Origin of the sequence: Sciscionella marina DSM 45152 (assembly GCF_000379465.1) — a bacterium.
Lineage (GTDB): Bacteria > Actinomycetota > Actinomycetes > Mycobacteriales > Pseudonocardiaceae > Sciscionella > Sciscionella marina.
On record NZ_KB905380.1, the window covers coordinates 256,671 to 275,392 of the forward strand.

The following is an 18,722-nucleotide window of genomic DNA, read 5'->3' on the forward strand; positions in this document are numbered from 1 at the left end:
CTTGCCACACCGGTACGAATCCGGTGGAATGGCCGATCGTGCTGCGCTCATCCGAGGAATCGGCGGAACTCGTGCTGCTCGGTACCGCCGGAGGTCCCCGCCCGCAACCCGAGCGTGCGGGTATCGCCTCGGCCTGCGGATCGGCGAGGCGCTGTATCTGGTGGACCTCGGCTACGGCGCCTGCCGCCAGTTGACCCTCGCCGGATTCGGCTTCGAACGGCTGCGCGCCGGGTTCATCACGCATCTGCATTCCGATCACATCGCGGATCTGGGCACCCTGCTGCTGTACGGGTGGTACGCCGGACTCTGCGAAGTGCCGCGGCCGGTGCGGCTGTTCGGACCGGGACCCCGGCCGTCCTACCGGAACGGGGACACCGGCGAACTTCCCGGGTTCACCGAGACACTGGGCAGGATGCTGCACGCCTACGCCACCGATATCGAGGACCGGATCATCGACAATGCCCGGCGCCCGCCGGAGGAAGTACTCGACAGCACCGACATCCCCCTGCCGGACTCGCTCGGTTTCGACCCGCACACCCGAGTCGCCCCGGACATGGAACCGCTTCCGGTCTACCGCGATGAACACGTCGAGGTGTCCGCGGTCCTGGTGTGGCACGCACCGATGGCCCCAGCCTTCGCGTTCCGGTTCGACACCGCGCACGGATCGGTCGTGTTCTCCGGGGACACCGGACCGTGCGCGAACCTGGTACGCCTGGCCCGTGGCGCCGATGTGCTCGTGCACGAGGTCATCGACGAGCACTGGATCCAGCGCGGTTACGGCGGCGCCACCCATCCGGCAGCCGCGGCCATGCTCGCCCACCACACCACGGCGCACACCTCGATTCCCGATGCCGGGCGGATCGCTGCCGAATCCGGCGTGCACACCCTGGTGCTCACCCATTTCGTGCCCGGCCACAACCCGCAACCGCGCTGGCACGAGGCCGCGGACACGTTCCACGGGCGGCTCGTCGTGGGAGCCGATCTCGACCGGATTCCGCTGCACTGAGGCTCAGGCATCCCCCGGGCAGCGGACCGGCTCACCGGCCAGTGGGACACCGGTAGCCAGGCGCCCGAGCAAGTCGTCCAGCTCGTCGACGATGCGTTCGCCGCGCCCGGCGTCCATGCGGGCCCGGGCGGCAAGGCGCACGCCCATCAGGACGCCGCTGAACAGCAGCACGTCGGAGTCATCGGGCTTGCGCCCCGTCGCGGGCCCGACCAATCCGGCGATCTCCTCGAGGCCGAACGAGTTGCGCTCCCGCAGGATCGCCGCGATGGCGGGCACCGTCCGGGCCAGTTCCATGCGGACCTCCTCGAGCTCGCGGGCCTCATCGTCGAGGGAGGCGAACGAGTCCCGCAGCACCCGGCGCACGGCCTCCAGCAGCGGAGTTCCCTCCGGAACGGCGGCCATCATGCGATACATCACCGGGTCCACGTTGTCGAACAGGAGCACGTCCTCCTTGGTGCCGAAGTACCGGAAGAAGGTACTGCGGCTGACCTCGGCGGCCGCCGCGATGTCGTCCACCGTCGTCTCGGCGTACCCCTGATCACGGAACAGGCGCAGGGCATGACGCTGTAGCTCGGCGCGTGTGCGCTGCTTCTTTCGCTCCCGCAGAGTCATGTGCCGATTGTGACACGCGAACATATTTGACACTGAGTATCAATTGAGGCGTAGTCTCAAAAAAATGAAGGTACCAGTGACCGAGAAGCAATCCGATAGCCGAGCTTCGTCCCGGGGGTTGCTGCCGGGCCTGACGCTCGCGTGTCTGGTGGTGGCGGTCATCAGCAGCCTGGGTGCGCCGCTGATCCCGGTCATCGCCTCGGCCCAGCACGTGTCGCTCGCCGAGGCCCAGTGGTCCTTGACGATCACGCTGCTGGTGGCTTCGGTCGCCGCCCCGGTGCTGGGCCGCTTGGGAGACGGGCCGTACCGGCGCCGGGTCTTCTTGTTCGCGCTTTCCGCCTTGACGCTGGGCGGAGTGCTGGCGGCGCTGCCGCTCGGATTCGGGCCCTTCCTTGTCGGACGCGGTCTGCAGGGTTTGGGGGTCGGGCTGACGCCCTTGGCGATCGCGACCGCCCGTGACAACCTGTCGCCGGAGCGGATGCGGGCGGGGGTCGCGATGCTCTCCACCACCGCCGCGGTGGGGGTGGGCCTCGGCTACCCGGTCACCGGGCTGCTGGCGAAGGCCGGGGGTCTGCACCTGCCCTACTGGTTCGGGGCCGCGGTCGCCGCGCTGGCGTTGCTGATCGCGTGGCGGGTCGTCCCCGGTTCGGCGTCGCGCCGCCGGGAGCGGCTCGACATCCTCGGTGCGGTGCTGCTCGGCCTCGGCCTGGCCGGTCTGTTGCTGGCACTCAGCGAGGGTGCGGAGTGGGGCTGGGGATCGGGGCGGGTGATCGGGATCCTCGGCGCGGCCGCGGCGGTGCTGGTGGTCTGGGCGTGGTGGGAGTTACGGGTCGCGCAGCCGCTGGTTGCCCTGCGGCTGCTGGGTAAACGCGCCGTATTGACGGCGAACGTGGCCACCCTGCTGGCCTCTGTCGGGATGTACCTGCTGATCTCGCCGGTCACCACGTTCGTGCAGACACCACGCGGCACCGGCTACGGACTGGGCGGCACCGTCGTCATCGCCGGACTGGTACTGATCCCGTTCTCCGCCACCAGCTACCTGATAACCCGGGTGGTGCCCTGGCTGGTGCGCCGCACCTCCTATGAAGTGGTCCTGCCGCTGGCCTCGGCCATGATGCTCGCCGGCATGATCCTGTTCAGCCTTGCCCGTGACAACATCGCGGAGATCGTGCTGACCATGGCGATCGCCGGGGTGGGCACCGGCAGCATTTTCGCGGTGCTGCCCGGCTACCTCATGCGCGCCGTTCCGGCACACGAGACGAGCAGCGCGATGAGCTTCAACCAGATCCTGCGCTACGTCGGATATGCCACCGGCAGCGCACTGAGCGCGGTCCTGCTGCAGGCACAAACCGCGCCGGGACAACACTTTCCGGCGAACAGCGGCTACACGATCATCGGCATGGTCGCCGGTCTCGGCTGGGTGCTCACCGCGGCCGCCGCGATCCTGCTGCCGCTACGCCGATCGCGCACCGGCCCCCCGCCCCAGGGCTGACGCGCATCCATGCTTTCCCCGGAGACCGCCACCGAATCAGCCCCGGCTGTTGGGGGTGACGATGCCGTGATCGTAGGCGTAGACGATCGCCGCGGCCCGGTCGCGCAGGTCGAGTTTGGCGAAGATCCGGCCGATATGGCTTTTCACCGTGACCTCGGAGATGACCAGTTCCTCGGCGATCTCGGTATTGGTGCGCCCGCTCGCGATGGCGTACAGGACATCCCGTTCGCGGGTGGTCAGTTCCGCGGGTGGGGCGCCGGGTGCTTCGGGAACGGCTGCCTCGCGGTAGGTGGCGAGCACCCGGGCGGTGACCCCGGCGTCGAGCCAGCTGTCCCCCGCCGCGACGGTGCGCACGGCGCGGATCAGATCCTCGGCGGGCGAGTCCTTGAGCACGAACCCGGCCGCGCCCGCCCGCAACACCCCGGAGAGCAGCTCGTCGTCATCGAAGGTGGTCAGCGCGAGCACCGGAGGCCATTCCGCGCTCGCCCGGATCCGGCGGGTGGCCCCGATCCCGTCCACGCGTTTCATCCGCAGGTCCATCACCACGACGTCGACATCGTGTGCGATGAGCGCGGCGGGCACCTCCTCACCGTCGGCGCACTCGGCCACGATGAGGAATCCCGCCCGCCTGCGCAGGATCCGGCGCAGCCCGGAGCGCACCAGCTCCTGGTCGTCCACCAGCAGCACCCGGATCTCGGCATCGGTCTCGCTCATGGCGTCCTCGGCCGGGGTGTCGTGGACCGGATCGGGCAGGAACCGGCCCGGCGCACGGGCTCGGGCTCCTCGAGCGGCACGGAGACGTCCACGATCCAGTGCCCGCCGCGCTGGGGTCCCACGGTCAGCTCGGCGCCGAGCTGACCGGCGCGGGTGGTGATGCCGTCCAGGCCGGTTCCGGTGTCCCGCCGTACCGGTTCACCGCTCGGCAGCGTATTCCGGATGGTGAGCCGGACCCGGTCCCGGTCGATACGCAGCAGCACGTTCGCCGTGCTCCCCGGCGCGTGCTTGACGATGTTCGCCAGGGACTCCTGGGCGATCCGGTAGAGCCCGAGGCCGCAGGTGGCGTCGATCGTGCCGGGGTCACCGCTGTGCTGGTACTGCATCTCGACACCCGCTCCCCTGGTCCGTTCGACGAGCGTGGTGATCTCGGCGAGATCCGGAAGCGGTTCGGTGCTCGGCTGGTCCGCGGGCAGCAGGCCGACACTGCGCCGGATGTCGGTCATGGCCCCGCGCCCGATCCGCTCGGCCTCGGTGAGCGCCTCGATCGCCTCGGTGAGGTCGCCGTCGGTGGTCAGTGCGTGCCGGGCTCCGGTCACGTGCAGCAGGGTGATGCTCAGCGAATGCCCCACCACATCGTGCACCTCGCGGGCGATGCGCTGGCGTTCGGCGAGCACCGCCTGTTCGCGCTCGGCCGTCCTGGTGGTCCGTTCGGCCGCGAGCGCCCGGATCTGCCAGCGCAGCGTGATCCCGACCTGGGTGCCGAGCAGTACGCCGACCACGTAGACCGGCGCGCTCTCCAGGTACCCGGTCAGCCCGGCGACGATCGGGATCGCGCTACCGAGCACGGCTGCGGCCACCGTGATCAGCGGGCGCGAGGTGGCCGCGACCTCGGCGACCGCCACGGTGAGCAGCCAGGGCGCGATATCGGTGGACACCGGATGGCCGAGCAGCAGCACCACCACGGCTGCGGCCGCCAGCAGCGCCTCCATCCAAGGTCGCAGCATCCGCCCGGTCACGATCCACACCACGAGATGGCCGTACAACAGCACCCCGGCGACCACGAGCCAGCCGGGGGCGAGCGCATACCGCTGGATCAGCGCGGCGACCGCGATGATGGTGCTCGCCGCGGTGGCCCACGCCGGGACCCACCACGGATACGGCACACCGAGGCGGGCGCTGCTGTGTTCGATGCGCGCCTTCACCCGTGTCGCTATTGCCAGCACGAACTCATCATAGGAGGACAGCGGGTCGCGAGCATCCTTCGCCGGGCGGGCAGCCGCTTCCTACCAGGGTAGGAAGCGGAATGCCGTCCACGGCTCGAAGCGAACCGGCCCGCGCACGCCCTAACCTCGTCCGCAGACCGCACGGCAGGCCAGAGCAGACGTGGGAGGAATCGATGGGCTGGCAGGAAACCCACCGCTACTACGCGGCGCTGCGCGAGGTGACCGAGGAGCTGGAGCATACCGGTGATCCGGTACTGCCCTGGCGCGCCGAATACGCCGAGATCTTCGGCGACCGCCGTGGTCTGCTGCTTGCCCTGCGCAGGCGCTGGGAGTTGCTGGTGCAGGCCCAGGTCGAGCCGTTCCACGAGCCGGATCGCCGGCTGCGCGAGCTCGCCGGGGAGAATTCCGGGCTGCTGCGCCTGCTGCGCAGGCACGCGGCCGAGTTCGCGGCACCGGCGCCCACCCGGATCACCGCCCGCCGCGGCCTGGGAGGTGTGGCATGAACCGGTTGCGTTCGGCGACGGTGTGGGCGATCCGTTATGGGCTGCCCGGCGCGGCCATCCGGTTCGGCGCCGGCCGCGGTGATCTGATCGCCCGGCTCACCGCCGACCAGTCCGTCCGCGCCGATCCGTTCCAGGCCTACGACGAACTGCGTGCCAGGGGACCACTGCCCTCGAACCGGTTCGTCAGCGCGACCGCCAGCCACCGGGTGGCCAGCGAAGCCCTGCGCGGCAACGGTTTCCTCGCCAACCCGGGCGGCGGGGCGAACGCCACGCTGGACCGGATTCTCGCCGCGGCCGTCGATCCGCGGGCGATCGGACCGGTGGACCACCCCTCGCTGCTGACCATTCATCCCCCGGAGCACACTCGCCTGCGCAGGCTCGTCGCGCACGCCTTCACCCCGCGCGCGATCGCCGCGTTCAGCGAACGCATCCGGGAGGTCGCCGAGGATCTGCTGGACCGGATCCCGGACGGCGAACCGTTCGATCTCGTGCAGCGCTACGCGGCACCGCTTCCGGTCATGGTGATCGCCGAGATCCTCGGGGTGCCGACGGCGATGCGCGAGCAGTTCCTCGCGTGGGGCAACGAGGCCGCGATGACCCTCGACCCGGACCTCGGCTGGCGGGCGTTCTGGCGCGCGGACACCGCCCTGCGCGGCCTCAACGGCTGGCTCAGCGAACACCTCGACCGGCTGCGCCGCCATCCCGGCGAGGATCTGCTCAGTGAACTCGTGCACCACGACGAGGACGGCGACCGGCTCAGCGATACCGAGCTGCGCGCCACCGCACTGCTTCTGCTCGGCGCCGGATTCGAGACCACGGTGAACCTGCTCGGCAACGCCGTGCGGCTGCTGCTCGACCACCCGGGCCAGCTGGCCGCACTGCGGGCCGATCCCACCGGATGGCCCGGTGCGGTGGAGGAGGTGCTGCGCTACGAGTCCCCGGTGCAGATCACCCTGCGAGTGGCGGCAAAGGACACCGAACTCGCGGGCGTCCCGGTTCCGGAGGGGCGCGCCGTGGTGCTGATGCTGGGCGGGGCCAATCGCGATCCGGATGTGTTCGAAGACCCGCACACCTTCGACATCACCCGCGCCAACGCCCGCGAACACCTCGCCTTCTCCGCGGGCATCCACTACTGCCTCGGCGCGCGGCTGGCCCGCCTGGAGGCCGAGGTCGCGCTGCAGGCCCTGTTCGAGCGGTTCGGCGAACTGCGGTCGGCCGGCACCCCGTCCCGGCGCCGCACCCGCGTGCTGCGCGGCTACGACCGGCTTCCGTTGCGCGCCGAAACCGGAAGACTCGGCGCCACTCCGGTGTGATCAGACTTCGGCCGCCACGGCGTACAGCGCGCGGATCAGGCGATCGTTCTCCGGAGCCGCCGCCGCGGGGAACGGGGTTCGCCGCCGGGTGTAGCCGTAGGCGAGCCCGCTGCGTGGATCGGCGAAGGCCTGCTGACCGCCCGCCCCGCTGTGCCCGAACGTGTCCTGCCCGAGCGCCGGATGGTATTCGCCGGTGACGTGGAACCCGGCCCCGAAAGCCTTGTGCTCGCGGGTGACCAGGTCGTAACCGATCGACTGGATCTGTGCGAACGCGGCGGCGGTTTCCGGGGTCAGCAGCGGAGGCACACCGTCCACCGCACCGATCGCGGCCGCGTACATCCGGGCGAGCCCGCGCGCCGAGGCCACGCCACCGAAGGAGGCGGTGCCGTTCGCCCGGACCGCCCGGAAGTTGGGCAGTTCCCACACCTCCGGGTTCCGCGGATGGTGCCGGTTGAACGCGATCCCGGTCAGGCTGTTCGGTCCGCTCGCCCGGGCCGCGAGCGCGGCGCGCCGTTCGGGAGTGAGCACCATCGGCTGCGCGCACCGGAATCGGTGCTCCTGCTCGTCCGGAAGGCCCAGATAGAAGTCCACCGCGTACGGTTCGCGCACCCGTTCGGCAAAGTGCTGCTGCACGGTGCGCCCGGTGGCCCTGCGCACCACCTCCCCGCTCAGCGCGGCGGCGACCAGCGCGTGATAGCCGAACGCGGTTCCCGGCCGCCAGTACGGGCGCTGCGCACCGAGCCGTTCGGCCACGATCCGGTCGTCGGCGAGCTCTTCGATGCCGAACCCCTCGTCCGCGCCGACCAGGCCCGCCCGGTGCGCGAGCAGTTCGCGCACCGTGAGGTCCTGTTTGCCCGCCACGGCGAACTCCGGCCAGTAGTGCGCGACCCGCTCGTCCAGGTCCAGCACGCCCTCCTGCACCAGCAGCGCGACGATCAGATGCGCCGCCCCCTTGCTCGCCGAGTACGCACCGAGCAGGGTGTCCCCGGTGAGCTCCGGGCCGGTCCACAGATCGACGATCCGTGCACCGTTCCGGTAGACCACCAGCTGCGCGGCGAGATCGCCACCCTCTTCGGCGGCGACCGCGGCGAACTCCTCGCGCACCGGTTCGAATCCTTCGGCCACTGTTCCCGCTACCGCGTTCGTCTCCGTCATGACCCGAGCCTAGCAAAGTTTGTAACCATTGGTCATAAACTCTGTCGTGCGATCCCCACGCGGTGTTCTCGTACAGTCGTCCCCATGGCCGATGCCCGCACAACCCGGAACCGTCCCGGACGCCCAGCACAGCTGTCCCGGGAACGGATCGTCGACGCGGTGCTCGCGGCGGGGAATCTGGACACGCTGACCATGCGGGAGCTCGCCACCCGCCTCCAGGTCAGCCACGGAGCGCTCTATCGGTGGGTGAAGAACCGCGAGGAACTGTTCGACCTCCTCGGTGAGGTCATGGTGGACCGGGTGCTACCAGCCGAGGCGCCACGGGGACGGTCCTGGCGTCCCTGGCTCGGCCGCGTCGCGTGGGCCATGCACGATCAGTTCCTCGCCGTGCCCGGCTACGCCACCCATCTGGCGCGGCCACACCGGCACAACGCGCATTCCTTCGGCCGGATGCGGAACGCGGTCAGCGCCGCGTTCACCGAGGCCGGTGTGCCACCCGAGCTCGCGGAGCAGAGTTGGTACATCTTCATCACCTCGCTCGTCAGCTGGCTCGCCACCCAGGAGAACCCCCTCGAACTCGGGGAGCGGGCGCCGCGCTTCGAGCTGTTCCTCGACACCCTGCTGCGCGGATTGCCCGCGCGGGAACCGGGTGTCCAGCGGCGGTAGTGCTCACGCGCTCGCCTGTGACCGCACCACTTCCGGCTCGCCCCCGGCTTTGCCCACGATGGCACGGATCGCCGCGTCCACCGACCAGCGCCCGCTGCCCATACAGGCGATCACCAGCATCGCCCAGCAGTAGAGGACCGCGGATTCACCGTGGTTCTGGATGGGCAGTGCCCGCCGGGCTGGTGCACGACGAAATACGCGTACGCCATGGCGCCCGCGCAGATGATCGCGGCGAACCTTGTCGCCAGCCCGAACGCGACCAGAAGCCCGCCCGCGAGCTCGATCACCGCCGCCCACCAGTCCGGCCATTCCCCCACCATGGGGAGCGGACCGGCACCGGCGAAGAAACCGAACAGCTTGTGCAGCCCGTGGCAGGCGAACATCAGCCCCACGATGACCCGGAACAGCACATAGACGGGCGACTGCGCGCGGTGAAGGAGACTCATACTCGGTCCTGCGTTCTCCCACGGTTGCCGGATGGACGGATCGCCGGGAAGTGGTGGGAAACGCAGCGCGGTACGTCATCATGATCGGCGAACAGCGCCGCGCCCAGAATGGGCCATAAGTAGGTATTTCGCTGTGTCAGCGGTCACGGTGGCCGCTGTCCCCGTGGAAGTGCCTGATCAGCGCGCGGGGCACCAGTTTGCGTTTGCCGTCGACCACGATCGGCACCAGATCCGGTGGTGTCGCCTGCCACGTCGCGCGCCGGGTGCGCGTCCTCGAGCGCGACTTCTTCCGCTTCGGTACCGCCATGCCGTTCCACTCCTCCGCTGTCGTGCGGCCATGCCAACGGAGACCCTACATGAAAATGATTATCAATAATTGGGAGGACTCCGCCGGAGGTGCGCGATGATCTCGTCCACCAGCACCGGCCACAGTGCCCGCGGCAGGTCGTGCCCCATTCCGGGGTAGGACACGAACCGGGCACCAGGAATGGCCTCCGCGGTCGCCCGGCCAGCGCGCACCGAACACATCGGATCGGCCTCGCCGTGGATGATCAACGCGGGACACCGCACCGAATTCAGCTCGCGCCGCCGATCCCCCGCAGCGAGCACGGCACGAAAGATTCGCGCATCCGGCAGGCGGACGGCCGAGGAAGCGAGAACGGTGCTCGCGGCACAGCTCGACCGGCTCTTCGGGGCGTGATCACCAGCGCAGCGCGGCGGTGCCCAGGGCCGTGGCGGGCCGGTGCGCCGGAGTGGACAGGCCGTCGAAGCGCAGCGGCACGACCGGCTCGGTCACCGCACCGAAGGCACCGCGCACGGTCTGTGTCCCGAGCACGGCGGCGCCGGGGCGGGGCAGATCGCGGATCTGCTCGACGGGGAACTGGCCGAGGTCCTGCACCCAGCCGCACACCCGCGCCAGTTCGATCCGCACCCGCCAGGAGCCACCTTCGGCGGCGCGCCGCCGCACCGCCGCGACCACACCCGCGGCACCCAGATAGGCGGCGAGGTAGTCGTTGAGCAGATAGGTCGGCGGCAGCGATGGTTTGCCGTCGATCCCTTCCTCGAGCGCGAAACCCGTCGCGGAGCAGGCGAGCTGGTCGAATCCGCCGCGCGCCGCCCATGGCCCGTCGAGTCCCCAGCAGTGGTATTCCACGGTGATGAGCCCGGGATGGCGAGCGGCGAGCGTCCCGGCGCCGAAACCGCGCCGGGACATGCCGCGATAGGCGTCGATGAACACGTCCGCATCCGCGGCCAGTACGTCCAGCCGCTCCGCCTGCTCCGGCTCCCGGAGATCACAGTAGGCGTTGCGCTTACCGCCACCGGTCAGCGCCACCATCACGTTCGGATCGGGCAGATCGGGACGGCTGACGTGCAGCACCTGCGCGCCGAAGGTGGCCAGCAGCTTCGCCGCGACCGGACCGGCGATCACATGGGTGAGGTCGAGTACCCGCAGCCCGGACAGCGGCCGCTCGGAACCGTGCGGCGCCGGGCGAGCGGGCGCGTCCCCGATGCGCTCCAGCCGCACCACGGGATGTGCCGTGCTCTCCTGTCCGGCGGGCAGGGCGCGCCACTCCCTCGCACTGCGCACCACGGCGGTCACCCCGCCCGCCGCGCACACCGCGTCCTCCAGGGCGAACGCGTCCCGGTCCGCGGCGGCAGCGGCGATCCGGTCGTGCAGCGGCGGGCAGTCGAGCACCCGGCACACCGCGTCCCGCAGCTTCGGATACGTGGTCATCAGGAAGATCCAGCGCCCATCCCTCGCGCGGTAGAAATCGTTGTTGCCCAGGGCGGCCGGGTCCTCGGCGAGCCGGTGCACCGGCTGATCGTTGATGGTCGTCAGGTACGCCGCGCGGAGCTGGTCGATGGCCTCCGCGGTGTCCACGTGGACACCCGAGGCCCCGGCCAGCGCGGCGATCTGCTGGCCGAAGCAGGCGATGGCGGCGGCCGAGGCGGCACCGAGCCGGTGCACCGAGCGGATCATCGGACCGGCGCCCTCGATGCGCACCGGAACGGCCGGGCCGCCGAGCTCCGCGGTGAGTTCCGCCGTGATGGATTCGCTTGTCCGAAAGGATGTTTCCGTCATGTCCGTACCGTGACACCGGCACATTCCAGTCTCTCCGAGTTTGCGGATATCCGTAAAATGCGGCGATGCCGGAGCACCGAGTGGTCGCGCGGATCGACCGCATCCTGGATGTGGTCGCCCGCGCGGCCGAGCCGATGACGCTGACCGAGATCGCCGCCGCGATCGGCGCGCCGATCAGTTCCACCCGGGATCTGCTCCGCCAGCTGCGCGCGCACGGCTACCTGACGACGCTCGACCGCCGCTACCGGCTCGGTCTGCGCCCGCACCTGCTGGGGCTGCTCGGCGGTGTGCTCACCCCGGCCGCACTCGAACACGCCGAGCTGGAGCGGCTCAGCAGGTACGCCCGCGCGCCGATCGCACTCGCCGCCCTCGTCGGCAGGGAAGTGCTCTACCTCGATCACGCCGGGCCGCGGGCGCCCGGCCGGGTTCAGCGGGTCACCGATGAACACATCCCGCGCCCGGCACTGCGCACCGCGGCGGGCAGGCTGCTGGTCGCGTTCGCCCCCGAGGCCGACCGCGAGCGACTGCTCGGCGAAGTGGACCCGGAGGCCGCGGCCGCATTCGCCGCGGAGCTTCCCGCCATCCGCAGGCAGCGGCTCGCCCGCAGCGATGGCCTCGCCGATCCGGGCATCCGTGCCATCGCCCTTCCGGTCACCGAGCGCGGTGCCGTGGTGGCCGCCACCGTGGTCACCGCATCCAGGCACAGGCCGGCCCGGCCCGATCCGGCCTTGGACCAGGCCGCGGCACGGCTCGCCGAAGCACTCGCCGGGCGTGCCGGATGAACCCCGTTGCGCGGCACCGGCGATCGGGAGAACCTGTCCGTGACACGGACCGCGAACCGGGAGGAATCCATGACGACCATCCCCGAGCTGCTCCGCGAGGCGGCACGAACCGCTCCCGAGGGCATCGGCTGGGTCGACGGTGACCGGGAGATCCCGTTCGCGGAGCTGGACCGGTGGTCGGACCGGGTGGCCGAATGGTTGCTGCACCGCGGGATCCGGCACGGGGACCGGATCGCGGTGAACGGCCCCAACCGGGCGGACTGGCTGGCCGTGTACTTCGCGGCGGCCAAGATCGGTGCGGTCCTGGTCGGGCTCAGCCCCCGCTACCGGGAAACCGAGTTCGGCCACATCCTCGGCGATTCGGGCGCCCGGCTGGTGGTCACCGTGCCGCGTGGCGAGGACGTCGATTTCCTCGCCGTGTTCCGGAAAATCCCGGGACCGGCGGAGGTGGCGACTTTCGCCGAGCTGCCCGCGATGGGTGCACCGGACGATCCGGACCGGCTCGCCGAAGCCACGGCGCGGGTGACCGAGGCGGATCCGGTCATGATCATCTACACCTCGGGCACCACCGGCCGCCCCAAGGGCGCGGTACTGACCCACCGGGGACAGCTCGCGGCGGCCACCGCGCAGGCGGAGCACACCCGCATGGCAGCCGGGGATGTGGTGCCGCTCGCCGTTCCGCTCAACCACGTCAGCGGGATCACCTGCTGCGTACTGACCTGCCTGGTCGCCAGGTCCCGTGTGGTGCTGCTGTCCCGATTCGACGCCGCCTCCCTCGTGGAGTCGCTGGACGCGTTCACGCTGTGGGTCGGTGTGCCCACCATGCACACCCTGCTGCTGCGCCAGCCCCGGTTCGCGGAGGTGGACACCACCGGGATCCGGCTGGTGATCACCGGCGGCGCCAACGCCGAGCCGGATCTCGTCGAGCGGCTCACCGCAGGCTTTCCCAACGCCACGGTGATGAACCTGTACGGGCTCAGCGAAACCTCCGGTGCGGTGATCATGACCCCGTGGGCCGCCGAACCCGCGACGACCGCCCACGCGATCGGTTCGCCGCTGCCCGGTGTCGAAACCGCGATCGCGGACGATCAGGGCGCACCGCTCGGCGCGGGCGAGACCGGGGAACTGCTCGTCCGCGGTCCTTCGATCATGGCCGGCTACCACGGCAACCCCGCCCCGGTCCTCGATGCGCACGAATGGCTGCACACCGGCGATATGGCGGTCACCGGGGCGGACGGCTCCATCACCCTGCGCGGCCGAGCCAAGGACATGTTCGTCCAAGGCGGCTTCAACATCTACCCGGTCGAGGTGGAGAACCTGCTGCTGACCCACCCGGAGGTGGTGATGGCTGCCGGGATCGGGGTGCCCGACCCGGTGCTCGGCGAGATCGGCCGCTACTACCTCGTCCTTGCCGCCGGTTCCACGCTTACCGCGGAGGACCTGACCCGCTACTGCGCCGAGCGGATCGCCGACTACAAGGTGCCGAAGGAGATCGTGCTCCGTGCCGAACTTCCGCTCACCCCGGCGGGGAAGATCCAGAAGGCCGCGCTGCGCACGGAATCGGTGTAGTGACCGTGGAATCGAGCATGATCGCGGTCCCGCCAGGGACGGTGACGCTGACCGACCGGCGCACCCGGCACAGCTGGCCGGTCGAGGTGGCGCCGTTCAAGCTGTCCGCGGTCCCGGTCACCCAGTACTGGTACGCCCGGAGCACCGGGGAACGGCCGGGCACCGCGCACGGCGACGAATTGCCCGTCGAAGGGGTTTCCTGGTGGGACGCGGTGCGCTTCTGCAATACGCTGTCCGAACAGGCGGGACTGACTCCCGCGTACCGCATCGATTTCCCCGCCGGGCTCACCGAATGGGACACCGCCGCGAATGGGTACCGGTTGCCGACCGAGGCCGAATGGGAGCACGCCTGCCGCGCGGGCAGCACCGGGCCGCGCTACGGCGAACTGGGCGAGATCGCGTGGTACCGGGACAACTCCGCCGAGCGGATCCACCCCGTCGCCGGGAAACGGGCCAACGCCTGGGGTCTCTACGACATGCTCGGCAATACCTGGGACTGGTGCTGGGATCTCTACGATCCGGCGGTGTACGGCAGTTACCGGGTGCTGCGCGGCGGGGGCTGGTCCGATGAGCACTGGAGCTGCCGGGCCTCGGTGCGGCGGCGCAGCCACCCGACGTTCCGCATCGACGACGTCGGGTTCCGCATCGCCCGGAACCCGTGACCGCGGCGGTTCAGTTCCCGTCCACCGGGACGAGCGCGAGCACCGGGATGACCCGCCAGGTCCGCGCGGGAGACCCCGGCCGCGCGTCCCCGGCGCTCGTACAGCCTCAGGATGTTCAGGCCTTCCCAGCACTCGAGCACCTTGCCCTGCGCGGTCTCCGGTGGCCAGTCCGCCTGCCGGTCCAGCCAGGCACAGGCGGCGGCCAGGCCGGGCAGCGGGCCCTGCTCTGTGGCAGTCATGCGCGCCACGGAAGTACAGATCGACTACTCGACTAGATAGCCGCGGAGAAGGTCACCTTTTGCGCCACTGATCGGTCTATTCCGTAGTAGTACCCCCGCCAACCGAGGAGATCCCCGTGTTCGCCGCCTACCTCACGGTCACCCTGGTCGCCGCGCTCGCGAACGGGAGCGCCGCCATCGCCGATTTCATCGGCCACGATTACCCCATCAGGCAAGCCGACCAGCTGGGCGTGCCACGGTCCTGGATGATCCCGCTCGGCACCCTGCTCGCGGCGGGCGCGCTCGGCCTGCTCGCCGGCTTGGCCGTCCCGGTGCTCGGCACGCTCGCCGCGGCGGGTCTCGTGCTGTACTTCCTCGGGGCCCTGGTCGCGCACCTGCGGGTGCGCGACCGGGGCCTCGCGGGCTGGGCGGTGTTCTTCTGCCTCGCCGTCGCGGCACTCATCCTGCGCCTGCGGCTCGGCTGGGCGTGACTATCGCAGGTCCGATTCCTTGACCCACGCGTAGCGGTGGTTGAAGTCCACCAGGCGGTAGACCGTGGAACCGCGCACCAGGGTGTGGTTGGCAGGCACGTTCGCCTTGTCGTAGCGGGCGTAGTAGTTGGCCGCCTGCATCGGCTCGACCTCGGTGTAGGACTGCCCCTTCGGGATGCTCCAGGACAGCGGCTTCGGCGTCCAGCCCTGCTCGAACGGGATCTCCGCCGGGTACTCGGACTTCTCCGGGAAGGCGAGCCCGTACACCGGGATGTCCCTGTGCGCGGTGAGCGTGGTGGCTCGCACGGCGACGGTGTTGCGCCCCTTCGGGTTTTCGAACCACGCCTGCTGCCCGCCGAACCAGATCGCGGTCCAGTCCCCGCTGGTCCCGGCAACCACGTAGCGGTGCCCGGTCACGGCCTTGTCCGAACCGTCGTCGATCTTGGTGGTACCCGGTTTGCCGTCCGGGTGCAGCAGCGGGTCGCCGAGCAGCGGGGCCGAGGAGTCCGGGGCGGTGCGCAGGTAGACGAAGTTCGCGCCCTGCTTGGGCAACGGTTTCCCGTCGGAGTCGGTGATCTCCGGGGTGTTCGTGGCGAAGTCCGGATCGATCGCCACCACATCACCGGTCTCGGGTGCACCATTCGGCTTGCGCTGCGGGGCACCGAGCAGCGACATGTAGTGCTGCCAGTTCCAGTAGGGGCCCGGGTCCCAGTGCTGCCCCGGCTGCGAGGCGTCGTTCTGCCCCGGGACGTCCTCGTGGGAGATGATGTGCTGACGGTCCAAGGGGATGTCGTACTTCGCGGCCAGGTAGCGCACGAGTTTCGCCGAGGACTCGTACAACGCGTCCGGGTACTTCCCGTTCTTGGCGAAGCCCTCGTGCTCGATGTTGATGGCGTGCTGGTTCATCGACCAGTTGCCCACGCCCCAGCTGACATCCTTGTTCGGCACCATCTGAGTGATCTGGCCGTCCGAGGCGCGCACGACGTAGTTCGCGCTCGCCCCGTGTGCCGGATCCTGGAACGCCTTGATGGTGTCCGCATAGGACAGTTCGGTGTCGTGGATGACGATGTAGCGGATCGAATCGCCATCGGCGGGCCGGTTCGCCGGATCGTAGACGCCGTAGGCGTTCGGGTTGCTGTGGTCCTTGCTCGACCAGTCGTAGGCCGCCGGGGTGAACGTGCAGTCCACAGTGGACGGGCATTCGGGACCGGTGGCCGCCTGCGCCGCAGGTGTCACGGTGAGCAAACCACCGGTGACAGCCGCCGCCCCGAGCAATGCGCGTGCGATCAAGTCTTCCTCCGCTTTTCACCAGGAATCTAGCGTCCCCGAGGATCCTAGACGCATTGCGGATTCCGGGCACGCCACAAGCCGGATCACTTGGCGAGGCGGTATCCGGCCCCCTCGGTGATCACCCGGCCACCGCTGGGATCCGGGAAGTGCGCGCCGAGCATCAGTACGGAGTCCCGCGCGGCCCTGGCGAGCAGTTCCCGGCGGGTGCGCAGGGTCAGCGCCGGGTCGACGTCCACATGACTGCCCAGCTCCGGCCGCGCGATCTGCACGGGATGATGGATGGCGTCCCCGGTGAGCAGGGCGGCATCCCCCGCGTCCCGGATCTCCACCGCGCTGTGTCCGGGTGTGTGCCCGGGTGTCGGCAGCATGCGGATCCCGGGCGCGATCGGGGTTCCGTTCGCCGGGACCTCGATCGGATCGAGCAGCCCGGCGGCGCGCACCGGATACACCGAGTCGTCGAACATCTGCTGGCGCGCCGGTTCGAGCTCGACACCCGTCCAGTAGTCCCATTCGGCCCGGTTGACCAGATAGCGCGCGTTCGGGAAGACGGGCACCCAGGAATCGCCGTCGAACGCAGTGTTCCAGCCGACATGGTCGGCATGGATGTGGGTCAGCACCACCAGATCGACCGATTCGGGGGCGAACCCGGCCTCGGTGAGCCGCTCGGGGTAGTCGGTGTGCAGGTCGTGCCAGGCGGGATTGGCCCGCACCTTCCCGTTGCCGATCCCGGTGTCCACCAGGATGCGCTGCCCGTCCACGGTGATCCCATAACTGTGACTGGACAGCCGCAGCGCCCCGTCCGGCTCGGCGAATTCCGGACGCAGCCAGGGAATCGCACCGACGAGGGCGGGATCGGCATCGGGCAGCAACCAGGCCCCGGTCGAGGCGGGGAAGGTCACCTCGTCGATCCGGTGCACGGTCACCCCGGCGAAGTTCCACTCTCGGCTCATCACATCTCCTAAAAGCTCAATGTTTGCGTTAATCGACAGTACCCTGCACTGTGGCACTAACGCAAACATTGAGCTTTAAAGGAGGACCGATGGACATCGAGCAAGAGGTAGCCGATACGGCGGCGCACATCCGCGCGGTGCTCGCGGTGCTGCGCGAGCTGGATCTCGGCGAAGCCAGCCCGGCCAGGCCCCAGGAGGCGGGCAATGCGGGCGAATGAACTCTCGCTGAGCGAGGCGGCCGAGGCGATCGCCGCACGAACACTGTCCCCCGTCGAGCTCACCGAGGCGACACTGGACCGGATCGCGAGCGAGGACGGGGAACTCGGTGCCTACGTCCTGGTACTTGCCGAACAGGCACGCGCGGCGGCCGCCGAGGCGGAGCGGGAGATCGCCGCGGGAAACCACCGCGGGCCGCTGCATGGGATCCCGTTCGCGGTCAAGGATCTCTACGATGTCGCCGGGCTGCCGACCACGGCGAGTTCCCTTGCCCGCGAAGGATATCGCGCCGATCGGGACAGCGCCCTCGTCGCGAGGCTGCTCGGATCCGGGGCGGTACTGCTCGGCAAGACGCACACGCACGAGTTCGCCTATGGACTGACCACCCCGCAGACGCGCAACGCCGTGCGGCGCGACCGGGTCGCGGGCGGCTCGAGCGGTGGTTCCGCGGTCGCGGTCGCCGCGGGAATGGCGAGTTTCGCGCTCGGCACCGATACCGGCGGATCGATCCGGGTACCCGCCGCGCTGAACGGGATCACCGGCTTCAAACCGAGCTACGGCGCACTGTCCCTCGACGGAGTCACCCCGCTTTCCTGGTCGCTCGACCACGCGGGCGTGCTCACCCGTACGGTCCGCGATTCGGCGCTCGTCGACTCGGTGCTGCGCGGGACCGTGTACCCGGCGGAGGATCTGCGCGGCCTCCGGGTCGGGATTCCGGTGAACTACTACCGCGGCCGGGTCGATGCCTCGATCGAGGGCGGGGTGCGCGCGGCGGTGGACCGGTTGCGAGAGCGTGGCGCCGAACCGGTCGAGGTCGAGCTGCCGATGACCGAGTACATCCGCGCGATCCACTGGGGACTCATGGTTCCCGAGGCAAGCGCGTACCACGCTCGGCTGCTGCATGCGGCACCCGAGCGGTACGGCACCGATCTGCGCGTGCTGCTCGAGGCGGGCGAGTCGGTCAGCGCGACCGATTATCTGCGCGCCAAGCGAACCCAGGCGGTGTTGCGCCGGCAGTGGGAGGAGCTGTTCGAACGGGTCGATGTGCTCGCCGCACCGACTGTGCCGACCGGGGCCGTCCTCGCCGGGCAGCACGCCGTCCACTGGCCGGACGGCGGAACGGAATCGGTGACCGACGCCTATGTACGGTTCACCGTTCCCGCCAACCTCACGGGCTTGCCCGCGCTGACCCTGCCCGCGGGCACCGACCGTTCCGGGATGCCCGCGGGCCTGCAGCTCATCGGCGGACCCGGCGCCGAGCACGCGGTACTGCGCGCGGGACTGGCTGCGGAGACGAGCAGGACGAGGACGGCGACGGGTTAGGCTGG

The 18,722-nt window shown here is 70.1% G+C and carries 21 protein-coding genes; 11 read left to right on the top strand and 10 right to left on the bottom strand.

The features are described from left to right. Position 1 precedes the first annotated feature (1 nt). Positions 2-1,006, top strand: a complete 1,005-nt coding sequence (locus A37U_RS41890) for an MBL fold metallo-hydrolase (protein ID WP_205622844.1) — start codon at positions 2-4, stop codon at positions 1,004-1,006. A gap of 3 nt (positions 1,007-1,009) precedes the next feature. On the opposite strand, the gene A37U_RS0101155 is transcribed toward A37U_RS41890, so the two are convergent. Next, on the bottom strand, positions 1,010-1,618 hold the full coding sequence (locus A37U_RS0101155; RefSeq protein ID WP_040586550.1) for a TetR family transcriptional regulator: 609 nt from the start codon (positions 1,616-1,618) through the stop codon (positions 1,010-1,012). Between the two features lie 64 nt (positions 1,619-1,682). Between A37U_RS0101155 and A37U_RS0101160 the strand changes: the two genes are divergently transcribed. Then, the gene (locus A37U_RS0101160; RefSeq protein WP_051111527.1) at positions 1,683-3,110 is read left to right on the top strand and encodes an MFS transporter; all 1,428 of its coding nucleotides are present in this window, start codon (positions 1,683-1,685) and stop codon (positions 3,108-3,110) included. A 36-nt stretch (positions 3,111-3,146) separates the two neighbouring features. On the opposite strand, the gene A37U_RS0101165 is transcribed toward A37U_RS0101160, so the two are convergent. After that, positions 3,147-3,824: a response regulator transcription factor gene (locus tag A37U_RS0101165; RefSeq protein ID WP_020494766.1), complete on the bottom strand. Its 678-nt coding sequence runs from the start codon at positions 3,822-3,824 to the stop codon at positions 3,147-3,149. Further along, positions 3,821-5,050: a sensor histidine kinase gene (locus A37U_RS41895; RefSeq protein ID WP_083933123.1), complete on the bottom strand. Its 1,230-nt coding sequence runs from the start codon at positions 5,048-5,050 to the stop codon at positions 3,821-3,823. Before A37U_RS41895 ends, A37U_RS0101165 begins: the two co-directional genes overlap by 4 nt. Positions 5,051-5,223: 173 nt before the next feature. On the opposite strand from A37U_RS41895, the gene A37U_RS0101175 reads away from it, so the two are divergent. Next, positions 5,224-5,553: a hypothetical protein gene (locus A37U_RS0101175; RefSeq protein WP_020494768.1), complete on the top strand. Its 330-nt coding sequence runs from the start codon at positions 5,224-5,226 to the stop codon at positions 5,551-5,553. Further along, positions 5,550-6,866 (top strand): cytochrome P450, encoded by a 1,317-nt coding sequence (locus tag A37U_RS0101180; RefSeq protein ID WP_020494769.1) that lies wholly within the window; start codon positions 5,550-5,552, stop codon positions 6,864-6,866. The genes A37U_RS0101175 and A37U_RS0101180 overlap by 4 nt, the downstream gene beginning before the upstream one ends. Here A37U_RS0101180 and A37U_RS0101185 read toward each other — a convergent pair whose 3' ends face one another. Further along, a complete protein-coding gene (locus A37U_RS0101185) occupies positions 6,867-8,021 on the bottom strand; it encodes an EstA family serine hydrolase (protein ID WP_026196765.1) in 1,155 nt (384 codons plus the stop codon). 84 nt (positions 8,022-8,105) lie between these two features. Here A37U_RS0101185 and A37U_RS0101190 point away from each other — a divergent pair, with 84 nt between their 5' ends. Beyond that, on the top strand, positions 8,106-8,687 hold the full coding sequence (locus A37U_RS0101190) for a TetR/AcrR family transcriptional regulator (protein ID WP_020494771.1): 582 nt from the start codon (positions 8,106-8,108) through the stop codon (positions 8,685-8,687). A 110-nt stretch (positions 8,688-8,797) separates the two neighbouring features. Here A37U_RS0101190 and A37U_RS41900 read toward each other — a convergent pair whose 3' ends face one another. From A37U_RS41900 to A37U_RS54310, 4 genes are all read right to left on the bottom strand, one after another. Continuing rightward, positions 8,798-9,133 (bottom strand): DoxX family protein, encoded by a 336-nt coding sequence (locus tag A37U_RS41900; protein ID WP_240437467.1) that lies wholly within the window; start codon positions 9,131-9,133, stop codon positions 8,798-8,800. Between the two features lie 136 nt (positions 9,134-9,269). Further along, positions 9,270-9,440, bottom strand: coding sequence for a 50S ribosomal protein L32 (rpmF, locus tag A37U_RS0101200; protein WP_020494773.1), 171 nt, complete (start codon positions 9,438-9,440; stop codon positions 9,270-9,272). Between the two features lie 62 nt (positions 9,441-9,502). Beyond that, complete coding sequence (locus A37U_RS49250; RefSeq protein WP_083933125.1) at positions 9,503-9,769, bottom strand: serine aminopeptidase domain-containing protein; 267 nt, start codon at positions 9,767-9,769, stop codon at positions 9,503-9,505. Between the two features lie 64 nt (positions 9,770-9,833). Next, a complete protein-coding gene (locus A37U_RS54310) occupies positions 9,834-11,216 on the bottom strand; it encodes a CoA transferase (RefSeq protein WP_020494775.1) in 1,383 nt (460 codons plus the stop codon). 65 nt (positions 11,217-11,281) lie between these two features. On the opposite strand from A37U_RS54310, the gene A37U_RS0101215 reads away from it, so the two are divergent. From A37U_RS0101215 to A37U_RS0101230, 4 genes are all read left to right on the top strand, one after another. Next, complete coding sequence (locus A37U_RS0101215) at positions 11,282-11,998, top strand: helix-turn-helix domain-containing protein (protein ID WP_020494776.1); 717 nt, start codon at positions 11,282-11,284, stop codon at positions 11,996-11,998. A 69-nt stretch (positions 11,999-12,067) separates the two neighbouring features. Continuing rightward, positions 12,068-13,567: a class I adenylate-forming enzyme family protein gene (locus tag A37U_RS0101220; RefSeq protein WP_040586553.1), complete on the top strand. Its 1,500-nt coding sequence runs from the start codon at positions 12,068-12,070 to the stop codon at positions 13,565-13,567. 17 nt (positions 13,568-13,584) lie between these two features. Continuing rightward, the gene (locus tag A37U_RS0101225; protein WP_040586555.1) at positions 13,585-14,229 is read left to right on the top strand and encodes a formylglycine-generating enzyme family protein; all 645 of its coding nucleotides are present in this window, start codon (positions 13,585-13,587) and stop codon (positions 14,227-14,229) included. Positions 14,230-14,584: 355 nt separating this feature from the next. Further along, positions 14,585-14,938, top strand: coding sequence for a DoxX family protein (locus A37U_RS0101230; RefSeq protein WP_020494779.1), 354 nt, complete (start codon positions 14,585-14,587; stop codon positions 14,936-14,938). Here the strand turns inward: A37U_RS0101230 and A37U_RS0101235 are convergent, their stop codons facing one another. Beyond that, entirely contained in the window at positions 14,939-16,228 is a 1,290-nt protein-coding gene (locus A37U_RS0101235; RefSeq protein ID WP_020494780.1) for an N-acetylmuramoyl-L-alanine amidase, read from the bottom strand. Between the two features lie 83 nt (positions 16,229-16,311). Next, positions 16,312-17,178, bottom strand: coding sequence for an MBL fold metallo-hydrolase (locus tag A37U_RS0101240; RefSeq protein WP_020494781.1), 867 nt, complete (start codon positions 17,176-17,178; stop codon positions 16,312-16,314). Between the two features lie 89 nt (positions 17,179-17,267). On the opposite strand from A37U_RS0101240, the gene A37U_RS54315 reads away from it, so the two are divergent. Continuing rightward, a complete protein-coding gene (locus A37U_RS54315) occupies positions 17,268-17,396 on the top strand; it encodes a hypothetical protein (protein ID WP_020494782.1) in 129 nt (42 codons plus the stop codon). Further along, the gene (locus A37U_RS0101250; protein ID WP_020494783.1) at positions 17,383-18,717 is read left to right on the top strand and encodes an amidase; all 1,335 of its coding nucleotides are present in this window, start codon (positions 17,383-17,385) and stop codon (positions 18,715-18,717) included. Before A37U_RS54315 ends, A37U_RS0101250 begins: the two co-directional genes overlap by 14 nt. Positions 18,718-18,722 lie beyond the last annotated feature (5 nt).

Excerpts from the sequence above, each read along its gene's own strand:
- A37U_RS0101215 (WP_020494776.1), top strand. The coding sequence starts at position 11,282 with ATGCCGGAGCACCGAGTGGTCGCGCGGATCGACCGCATCCTGGATGTG.
- rpmF (WP_020494773.1), bottom strand. The coding sequence starts at position 9,440 with ATGGCGGTACCGAAGCGGAAGAAGTCGCGCTCGAGGACGCGCACCCGG.
- A37U_RS0101175 (WP_020494768.1), top strand. The coding sequence starts at position 5,224 with ATGGGCTGGCAGGAAACCCACCGCTACTACGCGGCGCTGCGCGAGGTG.
- A37U_RS0101250 (WP_020494783.1), top strand. The coding sequence starts at position 17,383 with ATGCGGGCGAATGAACTCTCGCTGAGCGAGGCGGCCGAGGCGATCGCC.
- A37U_RS0101160 (WP_051111527.1), top strand. The coding sequence starts at position 1,683 with ATGAAGGTACCAGTGACCGAGAAGCAATCCGATAGCCGAGCTTCGTCC.
- A37U_RS0101180 (WP_020494769.1), top strand. The coding sequence starts at position 5,550 with ATGAACCGGTTGCGTTCGGCGACGGTGTGGGCGATCCGTTATGGGCTG.
- A37U_RS0101190 (WP_020494771.1), top strand. The coding sequence starts at position 8,106 with ATGGCCGATGCCCGCACAACCCGGAACCGTCCCGGACGCCCAGCACAG.
- A37U_RS0101185 (WP_026196765.1), bottom strand. The coding sequence starts at position 8,021 with ATGACGGAGACGAACGCGGTAGCGGGAACAGTGGCCGAAGGATTCGAA.
- A37U_RS0101220 (WP_040586553.1), top strand. The coding sequence starts at position 12,068 with ATGACGACCATCCCCGAGCTGCTCCGCGAGGCGGCACGAACCGCTCCC.
- A37U_RS0101155 (WP_040586550.1), bottom strand. The coding sequence starts at position 1,618 with ATGACTCTGCGGGAGCGAAAGAAGCAGCGCACACGCGCCGAGCTACAG.
- A37U_RS0101240 (WP_020494781.1), bottom strand. The coding sequence starts at position 17,178 with ATGAGCCGAGAGTGGAACTTCGCCGGGGTGACCGTGCACCGGATCGAC.
- A37U_RS54315 (WP_020494782.1), top strand. The coding sequence starts at position 17,268 with ATGGACATCGAGCAAGAGGTAGCCGATACGGCGGCGCACATCCGCGCG.
- A37U_RS41900 (WP_240437467.1), bottom strand. The coding sequence starts at position 9,133 with ATGAGTCTCCTTCACCGCGCGCAGTCGCCCGTCTATGTGCTGTTCCGG.
- A37U_RS54310 (WP_020494775.1), bottom strand. The coding sequence starts at position 11,216 with ATGACGGAAACATCCTTTCGGACAAGCGAATCCATCACGGCGGAACTC.
- A37U_RS0101225 (WP_040586555.1), top strand. The coding sequence starts at position 13,585 with ATGATCGCGGTCCCGCCAGGGACGGTGACGCTGACCGACCGGCGCACC.
- A37U_RS0101165 (WP_020494766.1), bottom strand. The coding sequence starts at position 3,824 with ATGAGCGAGACCGATGCCGAGATCCGGGTGCTGCTGGTGGACGACCAG.